The sequence below is a fragment of the Micromonospora sp. WMMD736 genome, assembly GCF_049179015.1.
Classification (GTDB): Bacteria; Actinomycetota; Actinomycetes; order Mycobacteriales; family Micromonosporaceae; genus Micromonospora.
In genome coordinates this window covers 1-12,362 of the sequence record NZ_JBMHMI010000001.1, presented here as the reverse complement: position 1 = coordinate 12,362, position 12,362 = coordinate 1, and the positions used below count along the sequence as shown (strand labels likewise).

Annotated in this window: 14 protein-coding genes; all 14 read right to left on the bottom strand. The window is 69.1% G+C overall.

From position 1 onward, the window contains the following. Positions 1-197: 197 nt before the first annotated feature. Complete coding sequence (locus tag ACN269_RS00070) at positions 198-1,154, bottom strand: DUF2637 domain-containing protein (RefSeq protein WP_421470350.1); 957 nt, start codon at positions 1,152-1,154, stop codon at positions 198-200. A gap of 403 nt (positions 1,155-1,557) precedes the next feature. Continuing rightward, positions 1,558-2,394, bottom strand: a complete 837-nt coding sequence (locus ACN269_RS00065; RefSeq protein ID WP_421470349.1) for a hypothetical protein — start codon at positions 2,392-2,394, stop codon at positions 1,558-1,560. Further along, positions 2,391-3,374 (bottom strand): DUF4192 domain-containing protein, encoded by a 984-nt coding sequence (locus ACN269_RS00060; RefSeq protein WP_421470348.1) that lies wholly within the window; start codon positions 3,372-3,374, stop codon positions 2,391-2,393. Before ACN269_RS00060 ends, ACN269_RS00065 begins: the two co-directional genes overlap by 4 nt. 254 nt (positions 3,375-3,628) lie before the next feature. Further along, the gene (locus tag ACN269_RS00055; RefSeq protein WP_421470347.1) at positions 3,629-4,042 is read right to left on the bottom strand and encodes a hypothetical protein; all 414 of its coding nucleotides are present in this window, start codon (positions 4,040-4,042) and stop codon (positions 3,629-3,631) included. Positions 4,043-4,273: 231 nt separating this feature from the next. Then, entirely contained in the window at positions 4,274-4,777 is a 504-nt protein-coding gene (locus ACN269_RS00050) for a hypothetical protein (protein WP_421470346.1), read from the bottom strand. Then, positions 4,770-5,312 carry an MBL fold metallo-hydrolase gene (locus ACN269_RS00045; RefSeq protein WP_421470345.1) on the bottom strand — a complete coding sequence of 181 codons (543 nt, stop codon included), beginning with the start codon at positions 5,310-5,312 and terminating at the stop codon, positions 4,770-4,772. Before ACN269_RS00045 ends, ACN269_RS00050 begins: the two co-directional genes overlap by 8 nt. Next, the gene (locus ACN269_RS00040; protein ID WP_421470344.1) at positions 5,309-6,253 is read right to left on the bottom strand and encodes a DNA-processing protein DprA; all 945 of its coding nucleotides are present in this window, start codon (positions 6,251-6,253) and stop codon (positions 5,309-5,311) included. The genes ACN269_RS00045 and ACN269_RS00040 overlap by 4 nt, the downstream gene beginning before the upstream one ends. 322 nt (positions 6,254-6,575) lie before the next feature. Further along, positions 6,576-6,737 (bottom strand): hypothetical protein, encoded by a 162-nt coding sequence (locus ACN269_RS00035; protein ID WP_421470343.1) that lies wholly within the window; start codon positions 6,735-6,737, stop codon positions 6,576-6,578. A gap of 187 nt (positions 6,738-6,924) precedes the next feature. After that, positions 6,925-8,064: a GGDEF domain-containing protein gene (locus tag ACN269_RS00030; protein WP_421470342.1), complete on the bottom strand. Its 1,140-nt coding sequence runs from the start codon at positions 8,062-8,064 to the stop codon at positions 6,925-6,927. Between the two features lie 225 nt (positions 8,065-8,289). After that, positions 8,290-8,931 (bottom strand): hypothetical protein, encoded by a 642-nt coding sequence (locus ACN269_RS00025; protein WP_421470341.1) that lies wholly within the window; start codon positions 8,929-8,931, stop codon positions 8,290-8,292. Positions 8,932-9,021: 90 nt separating this feature from the next. Continuing rightward, positions 9,022-9,591 carry a hypothetical protein gene (locus ACN269_RS00020; protein ID WP_421470340.1) on the bottom strand — a complete coding sequence of 190 codons (570 nt, stop codon included), beginning with the start codon at positions 9,589-9,591 and terminating at the stop codon, positions 9,022-9,024. Beyond that, entirely contained in the window at positions 9,588-10,478 is an 891-nt protein-coding gene (locus ACN269_RS00015) for a hypothetical protein (protein ID WP_421470339.1), read from the bottom strand. Before ACN269_RS00015 ends, ACN269_RS00020 begins: the two co-directional genes overlap by 4 nt. Positions 10,479-10,752: 274 nt before the next feature. Then, on the bottom strand, positions 10,753-11,178 hold the full coding sequence (locus ACN269_RS00010; RefSeq protein ID WP_421470338.1) for a hypothetical protein: 426 nt from the start codon (positions 11,176-11,178) through the stop codon (positions 10,753-10,755). 224 nt (positions 11,179-11,402) lie between these two features. Beyond that, positions 11,403-12,077: a hypothetical protein gene (locus tag ACN269_RS00005; protein WP_421470337.1), complete on the bottom strand. Its 675-nt coding sequence runs from the start codon at positions 12,075-12,077 to the stop codon at positions 11,403-11,405. Positions 12,078-12,362: the final 285 nt, after the last annotated feature.

The following is a 12,362-nucleotide window of genomic DNA, read 5'->3' as shown; positions in this document are numbered from 1 at the left end:
TCGGCGGATCAGGATCGGGCGGGAGCCCATTGGCGCGAGGACCAGGCGCGGGTCGCTCTTCGACCTCGAGAATTGGGTCCGCCCAGGTGCGGCCCGGGCCGGCCCCCTCTGCCCTCTACGCAAGTAGGGATGACCCCACCACCGGGACAGAGGGGTACCGACCGGGATAGTCAGGCGGAGCCGGCCCTCCTAGGCACTCAGTGCCCAGAAATCGAGGGTGCCGTCGGCACTTCGGGCGGGTTCTTATGGCTCCCGTTGTCGGAGGACAGCTCGGCTAACCGGCGGGCGATTGGGACGGGGTGGTCGAGCATGCCGACTTGGCCAGCGCGCCGGATCGCCTGGACTGAGCGCACATCGAAGTTGTGTCGCTGCCCGAGGGCACGCATGTCGGTCTCGCCGTCCTTCATGTCCGCCCAGACGGCCTGCCAGCGACGGTAGCGGTCGGCATTCACGGGGATGCGGCGGATCAGGTCGACTGGCCACGGCTGCTCGAGGTCTTCGCCGGGCCCCTGGTCATCGCCGTCGGGCCGCGACACGTCAGGGTCATCCCGCGACACGTCGGGATCGTGTCGCGAAACGTCGTCCGGCCTGTTGTCGTCGTGGTCCGGTGCTCGTCCGGCGATCTCCGGCTCGGAGTGGTGTCGCTTGTCGCTCGTCTGCGGCTCAGTCGGGTCCTCACGTCGCAACGAGTCGGCGGGGTGTTCGAGCATCCGCGACAGCATTTTGATCGCGGCGATGAGCGCGACCGCGGGCCAGCCGGCGATGATCCGAGCGATGACGTCGTCCTCAGCGATGAGGATGTTCGCGCCGAGGCTGACGACACCGCCGGCGGCGAGAGCGATCCACGGGAACGCGCCCGAGGGGCGGCCGGCCCGCCGGTCGGCGAGGATCGCCAAGGTGGCGACGACCTCGATGCCGTCAACCGTAAGCGGGAAGGCGTGCGCTTTCCAGCCGTGCTCACCGCGCGATTCGGCGAGTTCGCGGAGGTGGTCGTAGCTGACCGCGCCGGCGACACCGGCCAGTCCAAGGGTGGTGAGGGTCGCTGCAGTGGTGATGACGATGTCGGTCAGGGATCGTCCCGGTCCGACCGGGCGGGCGGTTCGCCGAAGTACGACGTCAATTGCCGTGACGGCGACGGCGACGGCGATGCCCACGAGGACGAGTCGGATGTCCATCAGCGGCCCGCCCGTCGTAGCGACGGTGGGAACCTGGTTTCACGGGTAGGTCGGACGCCGCGGCGCGGAGTGTCGGGTGTCGTGACACATCCTTGCCAGGGCATCGTCCACCCCCCGGCGCCGGCTGCGGGGCCGCTGTCCTCCGGGCGGTCCGGGGTCGGACCGGCGACGTGTCGACACGGGGTCGCGGCGCTAGGCAGGCGGGGCACGGTGGCGACGAGCTGGCCGCGCGTTCGGGTGTTCAATCGCATCAGGTTGCGCCTTCCAGAAGGGCGGTGCCGGCGCCTCCAGGGGCGCCGGCACCGCACATCGGTGTGATCCGGCGCCCAGGGGCGCACCCGGTGGTGCGTCACCCCGGGTGCGGGCGTGGAGAACGCGGTCGTCAGTCGGTGCCGAAGTCGTACTCGCGGTGGTGGACGGGCACCACGTCGACCGCGCGGATCTTGTCGGTGTGGGCGCGTGCGACCTCGAGGCGGTCCAAGTCGGTCGCTACGACATCGACCGCGACGGAGATGGCACCTCGTGGATCGAGGGCCTTGACTTCGACGACGAGTGGCACCACGAAGACGATCCGATAACGGGAACCTCGCTCGCCGCTGACGTTGCTGGTCGGCGGCGTCTCATCGAGCGCGCGCAGCCGTAACTGCCACTGTTTGGTCGGGTGGACGGATGCGTCCCGTAGGCAACGAAGTTCGACGCGGAGGAGACGCTCCGCCGCAGCTACGGCCTCGTCGCTGTTGTCCGCGTCGGTCTCGATGGCAAGCGGGGTGTGAACAGTGGCTTCGAAGTGGGTCCGCAGTGGCGGCGGCATGGTCAGGTAGCGCAGAGCATCGTTCGCGTCCGGAACGATAAGTGCTCCGGTGTTGACCGCGAAGATGATCCAGCGCCGCACCAGGTCGACGAACTGCCGGTAGCGTTCCTCGATGGCCGCACCGCTGTCGCGGATCTCGTGATCGGCCAGGGTGAGTGCGCCACGAAGCGCGGCGATCAGATCGGTGTCAGCTTGCCGGACGAGGACCATCTGCTGGGCGACGAGGTCGGCGGCGGCGCGGACTGCGTCCACATCGGGGGCGACGGTGCGGGAGTGCTGGAAGCCGGCATACAGCAGGTCGAGGATCTCCTCGGCGCCCCAACGGTGTTGCTGCATGACGGTGGCAGCGGCCGAGTCAGTCGGTGGGTTGATCACGGTGCTGCTCCCCTCCTGATCGCGGCGGATCATGGGTGGTCCGTGTGCTGGGCAGCCCAGGTCTGCCAGTCCTCGAGGACGGACGGGGGGATGCCCGCGCGGAGACCGTCGAGGACGAGCAGTGCCATCCCGTAGCTCGGATCCGCCGTCAGAGCGCGATGCGCCGCAATGTCGGCCAGCGCACCATTCCCCTGCAGCCAGGCGGTGAAGGCCAGCAGACTGGCTGGCGCCGCAACCAGGTCCGGGTCGGCCCGCCGGGTGAGGTCCCGCCACAGTTCGAGGTGCCACTCCTCGCGGCTGGCGGTCAGCCAGGCATGGTCCCGAACGGCGATGGTGCTGAGTAGCGTGGTGAGCCAGGCGACCTCGTCATCAGTGCACCGCTGGCCGCTCCGGTACCGGTTGGCCGCCTCCGTCAACGCTGCCTGTCCTTCGGCCTCGACGGCGCTGAGACTGGCCGGTAGGTCCACCAGCCGTCGGCGGGCACGGTCGGTTGCTTCGGTCATGGCGGCACGGAGGGCACCGCCTACGGGTGCGATGGAGGCCGCGAGGCTCGCGCGGTCCGCGAACGGGCTGGATCCGGATACCACAGCCCGTACCGACAGCGGGCTGGCGACCGCGTCGAACGGCGTGCCCTCGGGTGAGCAGCACGTCGGGTTGTCGCACAGGTAGGACCAGTACCGGTCATCGGTGACGCGTAGGGCGTCGTACACCTGCAGGCCGGCGACGGTGAGTACCGCACGGGCAGCATCGACCGCCGGCGTCGCGAGATCTTCCGGCCCGTAGGCGGCAATCACCACATGGGTCGCGTGGACCTGGTCGAGGGCCGGCAACGCCTGGGCGATGTCGTCCACTCCAGCGGGCAGATCTCCCCGGGTGACAAGGGCGACCTTCGTCCCGGCGATCGCGATCAGGACGATGCTGTTCGTCGGGTGGAATCCGACCAGGTGCGGCACGGCAGCGAGCATCTCTGCGGCCGAACGCACCGGCAGGATGGAGTTATCGGGGCTGGTCATCATGTTTCCTTCCGATTCGGATCCACCGCGCGAGAGCGGGTGGACTGGTGTGGGATTGCGCGGCCTGATCGAGTTCGGTCAGGTGTTGGCGTGCGCGTATGGCTCCGCCGGGAGCGCGCGCGAGCGCGGGCGTGTGTTCAGGTCCGGGTACGGACAAAGGTGCGCGGTGACGGCTGCGCGCAGAGAGATGTCTTTTCGCCGGACGAAGCCAGGTGCGCACGCCTGCGGCGCGCCGCCCGTCGGCACGAGCGGAATCACGGCCGGGGCGGAATGATTTCCACGTGCAGGTCACCGGTGAAGCCGGTGGCGAAGGTCATCCGGAGTCGGTTCATGTCCAGGCGCTGAATTTCTCGAAGTCCGTTGCGGTCGGTCATCCAGCGTGAGCAGCGCATCGCATTGCCGATCTCCGCGACGACCAGATCGAGGTCGGGCGCGATCGGCGGAATCGGGTCCAGACCCAGGTGGCGACGGCTGTCGGCGGCCCAGATTTCGTCGGTGGTGATCCAGTGACCGTCGCGGTGTCGGAACTCCACAGCGTCGGCGGGCGCGTTCTGTGCCCGGGCCAGGTCGAGCAGGTAGGCCAGGTAGTCGGGGGCAGAGCCGCGCAGGCGGCCCCAGGCACGGATGTACGGGTAGTCCTCGTTACCGCCAGAGGCTTCGTCAGTCATCGAGGTTGGTCCTTTCAGAGCGAGCGGCCCGGGACCGCGAGCGGCGATCCCGGGCTGCGAGGTCGGCTAGTTGTGCTGGCCAGCACCGCCCCTGGCCGGATGGCAGCGCCTGGTAGTGCGATGGCGCAACCGGGGCGGCATTCGGTTGAGCCAGTGGGGGGGGGTTTCGCGAGGTGCTCAGTAGGTCTTGGGTGTTCGGCTCGCGGCGCCTGCTGCGGGTGTTTCAGGCCGTCAACGACGCCTGACTTCCTTGGCGCTCTCTAGGCGGAGCGCTTCCACGGCGGCGGTGACTGCCGCCTCGAGCGTGTCGAACGATGCAGCGCGCGCCCCGCCGTCGATGTAGAGCGGGAAGTCGACCCCGGTGATGCGGTTGTGGACGCGTACGTACCAGCCGAATTTGCCGTTGGGTGGGGACAGGTAGCTGGTGGCGTTGACAGCCGGTGCATCGATGGCGACGACGCACCGGGCACTGTCGGTCTGATGGCGGCGGGCGGCCCACCCTTCGGGAACGAGCCGTTGCGCCTCTGGCAGATGCTCGTTGACGAGGTCGACGGACTGGGCAATGTCCCGCTCGTTCTCCGCCGCGCGCCGACGATGTTCGTGATCGGCGAAGCTGACCCGGGTGCCCGACTCGGCATCGATGACGAGGTACGTCTCGCAGGCTTCGCACCACGGCAGGCCGTGGCGCCGCAATCTGCTGAGGGTCTGGCACCGCGAGCAGGCGATGTCAGTCATGAAGGTGACCCCGCCCTTCGGCGACCTGCTCGATGACCGCGACGATCAGGGCGGCGACCTCCGTCGGGCTGGTGTGGTCCGGCACCGCGATGGTCCAGGCGTCGTCGTCCGGTCCAATCTGGAACTCGCTCGTGTCGGCGACCGGCTCCCGGTGATCGGGTTTTGCGAACCAGCCGGGGCCGGCGGTGACCGCCCAGCGGGCATCCCCGTTCTGGTCGGTGTGTTGGCTTCCGGCGTAGATGGTGGCGGTATTGCCGCCCGAGTGGTCGATGTGTGCGTGATGGCCGTGCCTTGCGATCTCGACGACCACGGCCTGCATGTCGAAGCGGGTGGGCTGCTGCCCGTCATTGAAGGCGTCGCGTAGTTCGGGGAGCAGGCCGTTGTCGACTTGCTCCGGCAGCACGACCCTCTGGCTACGTCGGGCGGCCGCCCACAGTTCGTCGTCGGAGGGCAGCGGGGTGCCGTTCCTGGCATTGATCTCGCCCGCTTCCCTGACGAACTCGAGCAGGTCGAGCCAGTTCGGGAAGGCGTTCATGTCGTCGTTCGCTCGGGTGAGCGTCGCTCGGCCAGGTGTCCGACGACGTCGGTGATGTCACGGACCAGACGCACCCGAGGCGTCTCGCGCAGCGCCTCGTGACAGCCGACGGAAAGGGCGGAGGTCACCGGACCAGGCACCGCCATCACAGGTCGGCCGAGGGCATCGGCCTGCGCAAGAACGGTCCGGGCGCCGCGGCGGAGGGCGGCCTCCACGAGCACGCAACCGCCGGACATCGCCGCCAGATAGGCCCCGTTGACGGCGACGCGGCTTCGGTACGGTGCGCTGCCGGGCGGCCAGGCGCTGATGAGAAAGACCCGCTCGAATAGCGCTGAATTACCCTGCGGGTGGGGACGGTCGAGTCCAGCGGGATTGATCGCGACGGCCAGGTGGCCAGCCGTCAGTGCGCCGCGAAGCGCTGCGGCGTCGACGCCGTACCCACCGGTGTTGAAGATGGTCCAACCGTTCTCGGCGAGGCCGTGGCCGAGTTCTGCGGCGACATGCTGCCCGTAGCTGGTGGCCGCGCGGGCTCCGATTACCGCAACAGACCGGTGCAGCGTTTCTACGAGGGGCTGTGCGCCGCGAACCCACAGACACGGCGGTGGGGCGGGCAGCCGGACATCGTCGTCGGTGGCGTCGCGATGCTGGTTCAGGTCCTCCAGCGCCGTGGGCCACTCTGCGTCCTGCGGGATGACGATCCGCGCACCGATCCGTTCGGTGTCGACAACGATCCTGGTGGCGACCTGCCGCAGACCGGCTGCACCCAACTGTTCGGCAGCTGCGGAACGTGCCTCAGCCTGCGGCAGGTGGCCGGCGATCAACCGGTGGAGGACCGCTTCCGGGCCCTCATCGTGAATCATGGTGTAGACGAGTCGGTCACCGACAATGGTCAGCCGGGCCAGGACAGCGCGGGCGATTCTTGGGTCGTCGATGGTGCTCATGTCAGCTTCTGTCTCCTTCCGGGTCAGGGGATGCGTGGGCTGGCGATGCCAGGCCACGCGTTCCGGATGGAAGTTGTTGGGCCTGGGCGCGGCACTTCGCCGCGCCCAGGCGCGGTCATGTCGGGACCGCCGGAGGTACGGCCGGCGGGAGGTCTGGGTCGAGGTGAGCAGCATCGTCAGAGGCGGCAGGCGGAATCAGCGCGAGCTCAACCTGCGGAAGTGGCTGCCCTTCGAGGGCGCTCGGTCGCGGGAGTGTGGCGGCGAGGCCCCTGTACGGCTATCGGCGCGAGTGGCACGGTCGCCCTGCGCGAAGCGGTCGGTGTCAGTGGCCCCCGAGCGAGCCGAGACCGGTCGCGGAGATGACGACCAGGGCAACGACGTGGAGGCTGACCAGGGCAAGGACGTGGACTGCGGGATGCAATCCACGGCGCAGACAACGCCGCAGGAAGCCGCTCTTGGTCTCGGGGGCGATGTGCTTGGGCATCAGCAGATTCCTCTCAGCTGGCCGCGCTTGCGGACGAAACGCGACTGGGAAGGTCTGGGTCACGGACACCTACGTCCGAAGCGGGACGGTCCGTAGTTCGGTTCGTTGACGGGCGGGCGGCGATCCAGCTCCGGAGCTGGCTCCCGTGGCACTCGGAGCCACGGGAGTGCCCGGCTCTCCTGTCCGTTCACGACTGCTCGCTGGCGGCGTCGATGGCTGCTGATATGCGCCGAGCCAGTTCCGCGTACTTGGCCATCTCTGCTTCCGCGAAAGCAGCCGTACGGTCGAGTCCTTCGGCGGTGGGTGTGACGTCGATCGTCTCGGCGGGTGCAGTGGATGCCGCGGAATCGCTCGGCTCGGCCTGAAGCACGGCCGCCCACCGGTCGTAGGCGAGCCAGAGGGCGTTCGCGATGGTGGCCGCCTCGTCGAGCGAGCAGACCAGCCTCGTCGTCGGGGCGGTGCCGTCGGTCGCCCGGGCCGCCGTGTCGCGGTCGGGCTCGACATCCCGGCGGCGCACCTGAGGTCGGGTGCCGTCCAACCCCGGCACGCCGTCGCGGTCGGCGTTGTAGATGAGCGTCTGGTTGCCCGCGCGCTTGGCGGTGAACATGGCGGCGTCGGCCTGGGCCAGGGCATACCGGGCGTTACCACCGCCGCTAAGGGCGATGCCGACGCTGACCCGAAGTTGCATCCGCCGTCCTGCGACGACCACTGGTCTAACAAGGGCCACGCGGATCGCGTCGCGCAGCGCCGTGGCGTCCCCGCGAGGCACGAGGATCATGAATTCGTCGCCTCCGGTACGAGAAACCTGCGCTCCAGCGCTGACGGAGGCGGCGGCGTGGAGCAGGCGGACGGCGATGGCCTTCAGGTATTGGTCGCCGGCGGCGTGCCCGCCGTTGGCGTTGACTGTGTGGAGGCCGTCGGCGTCGGCGAAGGCGATGGTCAGCGGTGCCGCCACCGCGGTGGCGGCGGCGATGGCCCGCTCGGCGAGGGCCCGGTTGGGTAGTCCCGTGAGCGGGTCGGTTTGGGCCGCGAGGAGTTCTCGCCGCAGCTGCTCCTCAAGAGCGGCACCAGCGGCAATTCGGCCTTCCAGTTCTTCCTCGCGGGCTTGGGCCGCAGCGAGTCTCCGATGTTGCCGGATGAGCCGGGTCGTCGCGATGATGCCAACCGGAATCCAGCTCTGCATGGCGATGAGCACCGCCAGCGCGAGATGGCCGTACGCCGCCAGGACGGCAACTGGCGCGGTCGCGAGGATCGCGACGATGGTGATCGTGGCCGTCGTGCGAAGCAGATCACCTCTGTCGGTGGATCCCGCATCGGATTTAGACATAGATTGGCTCCTTCATCGAGGAGCTCCGGGGGCGGGCCGCTGTCGTAGGCGAGGCCCGCCCCCGGGCCTTTGGGGTGGGTACCAGCCCTTGGTGGGCCTTGCCTGACGGAGGCCAGCTCGGAAGATCCGCCGCTCAGGGTGCCGCGCGGCGTGCCCGCACCTGCGACCGCTGCTGCAGGTGCGAGAGCATTGGGCAGTCTCGTGACCGGATGTCGGCCGCCGCTGTCAGTCGAGGTCGTCGAGGTCGATGTCCTCGTCGCTGACCTGGGCACCTTCGCGGCGCAGGTCGTACTCGTCGAAGTCCAGGTCCCCGCCACACAGGTTGGCGCGCAGCTCGTCCTCAGCACGGTCGTAGGCGTCTTCCTCGCCGGTCGCGCGTACCCGGACGGTGACCGGGACGAGTAGCTCGACGCTGTACTCCACGGGAAGGGTGGTGATCCCCAGCCGTTCCAGGGCGTAGTTCGTGCCCGACAGGCAGATCTCACGGTTGTTGACGGCACGGGCCGCCCTACGGCGTACGTCATTGCTGAACTCGTCGCGAGCGTGTTGCCTGGCGATGGCCTCGGCCGCGGCGGCCTCGGCAGTCGTCCTGGCGGTGGCGACCGCCGCGGTGAGTAGGTGGTGGGCCGTCTCGTCGGTGGGCGTGGCGGGCATCGGCCCGTAGCCGGCGGCGAGGAGGGCCGCGACCCTGCTCAGCCACGCCGGTGTGTCGGCAGACCCATTCGTTGCTTGCCAGGCCGCAGCGAGCATCTCCTCGATGACGGCGGTGTGGATCATCAGGTCGGTGGCGGCCGGCCCGCTCTCCGGATCTGCAGCAGCCGAGGTTGCGGGGTTCTGGGCGTCGAGCAGCTCGACGGTGTCGGTCATGATCGTGTTACCTCCTCTGGCTGAGACAAAGAACGCCGCCCCTGTTGGGACGGCGACGAATCGTTCGGTTGGTCGGGACGGCGATCGCGGTCACTCATTGGTGACGGAGACGACCTCCACCTCGTCAGCGCTGAAGAGTGGCCGGCGGGGCAGCCGGGGCAACTCCTCGCTGAGTTCGCTGACGGCCAGGCGGACTGCCTCGTCGTCGTCGACCGCGGAGATGCAGAAGGTGATCGGCACGCGAAGGGTGACCACGTGGTCCGAGGGGATCGGCGGCAGGCCCCAGTCGGCCAACGCCTCGCTGAGGCTCTCCTCGAAGTCGGGGTTCTCGCCGAGAGTGCCGAGCCCGGCTGTACGTACGCCGAGTTGCAGCCGACGCAGGCCGGTGCGGTGCTCGACCGCCTCGTGGCGTGCGCGGTCGGCCCGTGCTCGGGCCTGAAGCAGATCCTCGATCAACCGGGCGTGACAGACGCTGCGGTCATCGCCGTTGGTGTGGTCGTGCTTGCAAGCGGCGACGGATCCGTCGCTGGCGGGGCTGCTGGCCGCAGCGAGGAAGGCGGTCAGCAGGTCATCGGGCATCGACTCGCCGGTAACCTCCCGCCATGCCTGGGCAGCCGTGCAGCTGAGCCGCCCGATGTCCCCGGAGAACGCTTCGGTCATGGGTGCCTTCCCTTCGTCGACGCCCGCGCTGAGGTAGGGGCAGGAATGGAGATAGAGGTCGGTGTCTGAGGCCAGGACGGCAACGGACGACGGAACACAGCGACAGCCTGGCCACCGGTCGCATCGGTGGTAGCGACGGCCCGGACGTCGTTGTCGAACAGATCCCGCTCCAGGGCTTCGAGGTCGATGTAGCGCCGGGGCATTCCGAGACGTTCCAGCGCCGCGGCCCAGCCGCGATCGACCAGGTGCTTCTCGGCGTAGTCCGAGCGGTGCGGGAAGAGGCCGACGAAGTCGGCGGTGAAAATCGCCGGTAGTTCCTCACCGGGTACGTCTGCGTCGACGCCGCCACTCGACGCGAGCCAGTCGCCGACCGCAGCCAACGGCAGCTGATGGGTTGAGGCGATCCGACGCATCGCGCACAGCACCGGAAGCGGCAGCCGGTGTGAGTCGCGGCCGTACCGGCCAAAGCCGTGCGCGTCGAGGACTACCACCTCCGCTGCGGCATTGACCGGAAGCACCTTCGCGATGCTGGCCCGGGCTACGGTGAGGTCGCCGTCGAGGAGGACGGCTGCGGACGAGGTCAGATCGTCGGCGGGCGCGATACGGACGGCCCCCACCTGGCTCATCACCGACTGGACGACGGCGTCCTCGCTCTCCGCCCGGGCATCGGCGAGCGCGACCAGCACCCATCGGGCAAGGTTGGACAATGCCTGCACCGCCAACCGCTGGTGCCGGGCCGGCGTTCCGTCGAGTACGAGATCAGGAGTGACGACGCTGGCGCGGACCGTGCACCACGCCACCGGAAGATCGCCGGAGTAGACCAGGTACACAGGGGTTTCCCCGTCTATGACCCCAGCGGTCCGAGCCCTTATCGAGGCGCCCAGCACCGCAGCCTGCGCCGGTGGCAGTGTGTCGACCTTTAGTGGTGGTGAGGTGCGGTACCTGTCCGCCAGGGCGACCCCAACCAGACTTCCGGCGTTGACGCTACGCAGTCGTTGAAATGCTCGGACAGCGTCCGCAACGGTGCTTCGCCTCATGCTCTCCCCCGTCCGACGGGGGTGCCGAGGTGGCTGTCGGCAGCCAGACTGACGCCAGGTCGTGGTGAGAGATCCCTGGACCGACGTGCAGTGAACTCGTCGAAGAGCGCCGTCGTTGACCTCATCAACACAGCTCCGTTGCGGCGTGGGCGTCCACGAGCAGCGCGAACTGCCGGTCGGTGAGCCCGATCGGTTCCGCGTGACGACCGGCGCCGGTGAAGATGACCGGCCCGCACAGGTAGGGCGCGTCCCACGGGCCGAGGTATGGACGGCCGGTGGTCTCGAGGGCCATCTGGGTGGCCGTCCAGTTGGGGACTCCCCTGCCCTGCTGGTCGTCCTCGAGCCACATGACGGTGCATTCATCGAGCTGGACTCGGTAGGCGGCGCCGGTGGTGATACGTCGGCCGAGCCGAAGCCCGCCGTCATCGGCAGGGGCCTCAAGGACGGTCAGCCGTCCGGACGGACCGACCATCAGGTAGGTGGCCTGTTGTGCCGGCGCGGGCACCGACTTGCGGATGTCGAGTGGCGGCCGCATCGCGGTGATGGTCATCTTCTTCTCCTCTGCTGTCGTGGGGTCGGGGACCCCCTGGGCACGCAAACGGCCGGTCAGGCGAGTGCCTGATCCGGCCGGGAGGTACGGCGGTTGGCAAGTCAGCCGGGCCAGTTGGCAGGGCGGGGTCTCCCGTCGCTGCACTGGTCCGAGTCGATTGCGGCTTGTCGTGGGCGTTGCTGGTACGCCCGGCCCGGAATGTTGCGCCGCAGGCTGGGCGGTTTCTAGGCGAGGGGCCAAGCGGCCATCGCGAGCAGTTGCTCGTTCGGGCGCAGCCGGTCGATGTGGTCGTTGGCGGCGTACAGATAGTCCAGCTGGTCGGCCAGCCGGCCCGATCTGGGCGTGAGCCAGTTGGCGGCGTCGGCGGCCAGGGCATCGCCGGGCACGGCCGCGAGTGCCGCGAGTGTTCGGTAGCTGTTGAGGCCGGCTTGAAGGGCCTCGATGTCCGCGATGGGAATAGGTTGCTGCCGGTAGGCGGCGTTGTAGGTGGTCATCGCGAGCACCCGAGGTTGGGCGAGGTATGCCTGTTGGGCCCGGCTGAGCGGCCAGCGTTCCGGGTCGTCGCGATGGCGGTCGACGAAGACCGACAACGGTTGGGCGTCGCGCGTGCCGTCGACGACGTCTCGCCATCGTTGCCAGAGCCAGACAGCGCTGGTGGCGGCGCGGGCACGCATGCCGGCCAGGTCAAGGTGACGGACCGGGCCGCCGGCGGCGTAGCCCTGGTAGCGGTGCAGCAGTTGTCGGGTATGACGGTGGCGGGCGGCGAAGTGGCCAACAGGGCCGGCGGGACGGAGCTGTTGCGCGACGAGGCGGGTTGCCGCGAGGGCTGGCATGGACTGGGGTGTGGCGTCGGTGGGCAGGCAAACCACGATGGTGTGCACGACAGGACGTGCGGACATGGGCTCCTCCAGGAAGGGTGCGGAGACACGGCCGAGGTGCGATCGCGCGAGAGCGCGCGGGCAGGCGACAGCGTCGACGGACAGAGTGGTGAGGTGCGGGATCGCGGGACTGACGCCGGTGAAAGCTGCGGCGGGCGGGGATCCCGAGCGCGGTGACGCGAGCGCGTCGAGGCGATGCTGCCTGTGTGGCAGGGCTGGCGCAGTGGCGCCGGGGTGGTGCAGGTGGGACGTGGGTGCCGGGGAGGATGTGTCGCGGCCGACCGGCCGAAGTGGCGGGTGGGCGGG

What these genes read in the sequence shown, in the direction of transcription:
- ACN269_RS00065 (WP_421470349.1), bottom strand. Translation starts at nt 2,394, where the DNA reads ATGATCCGCCGCGATCAGGAGGGGAGCAGCACCGTGATCAACCCACCG.
- ACN269_RS00060 (WP_421470348.1), bottom strand. Translation starts at nt 3,374, where the DNA reads ATGACCAGCCCCGATAACTCCATCCTGCCGGTGCGTTCGGCCGCAGAG.
- ACN269_RS00055 (WP_421470347.1), bottom strand. Translation starts at nt 4,042, where the DNA reads ATGACTGACGAAGCCTCTGGCGGTAACGAGGACTACCCGTACATCCGT.
- ACN269_RS00050 (WP_421470346.1), bottom strand. Translation starts at nt 4,777, where the DNA reads ATGACTGACATCGCCTGCTCGCGGTGCCAGACCCTCAGCAGATTGCGG.
- ACN269_RS00045 (WP_421470345.1), bottom strand. Translation starts at nt 5,312, where the DNA reads ATGAACGCCTTCCCGAACTGGCTCGACCTGCTCGAGTTCGTCAGGGAA.
- ACN269_RS00040 (WP_421470344.1), bottom strand. Translation starts at nt 6,253, where the DNA reads ATGAGCACCATCGACGACCCAAGAATCGCCCGCGCTGTCCTGGCCCGG.
- ACN269_RS00035 (WP_421470343.1), bottom strand. Translation starts at nt 6,737, where the DNA reads ATGCCCAAGCACATCGCCCCCGAGACCAAGAGCGGCTTCCTGCGGCGT.
- ACN269_RS00030 (WP_421470342.1), bottom strand. Translation starts at nt 8,064, where the DNA reads ATGTCTAAATCCGATGCGGGATCCACCGACAGAGGTGATCTGCTTCGC.
- ACN269_RS00025 (WP_421470341.1), bottom strand. Translation starts at nt 8,931, where the DNA reads ATGACCGACACCGTCGAGCTGCTCGACGCCCAGAACCCCGCAACCTCG.
- ACN269_RS00020 (WP_421470340.1), bottom strand. Translation starts at nt 9,591, where the DNA reads ATGACCGAAGCGTTCTCCGGGGACATCGGGCGGCTCAGCTGCACGGCT.
- ACN269_RS00010 (WP_421470338.1), bottom strand. Translation starts at nt 11,178, where the DNA reads ATGACCATCACCGCGATGCGGCCGCCACTCGACATCCGCAAGTCGGTG.
- ACN269_RS00005 (WP_421470337.1), bottom strand. Translation starts at nt 12,077, where the DNA reads ATGTCCGCACGTCCTGTCGTGCACACCATCGTGGTTTGCCTGCCCACC.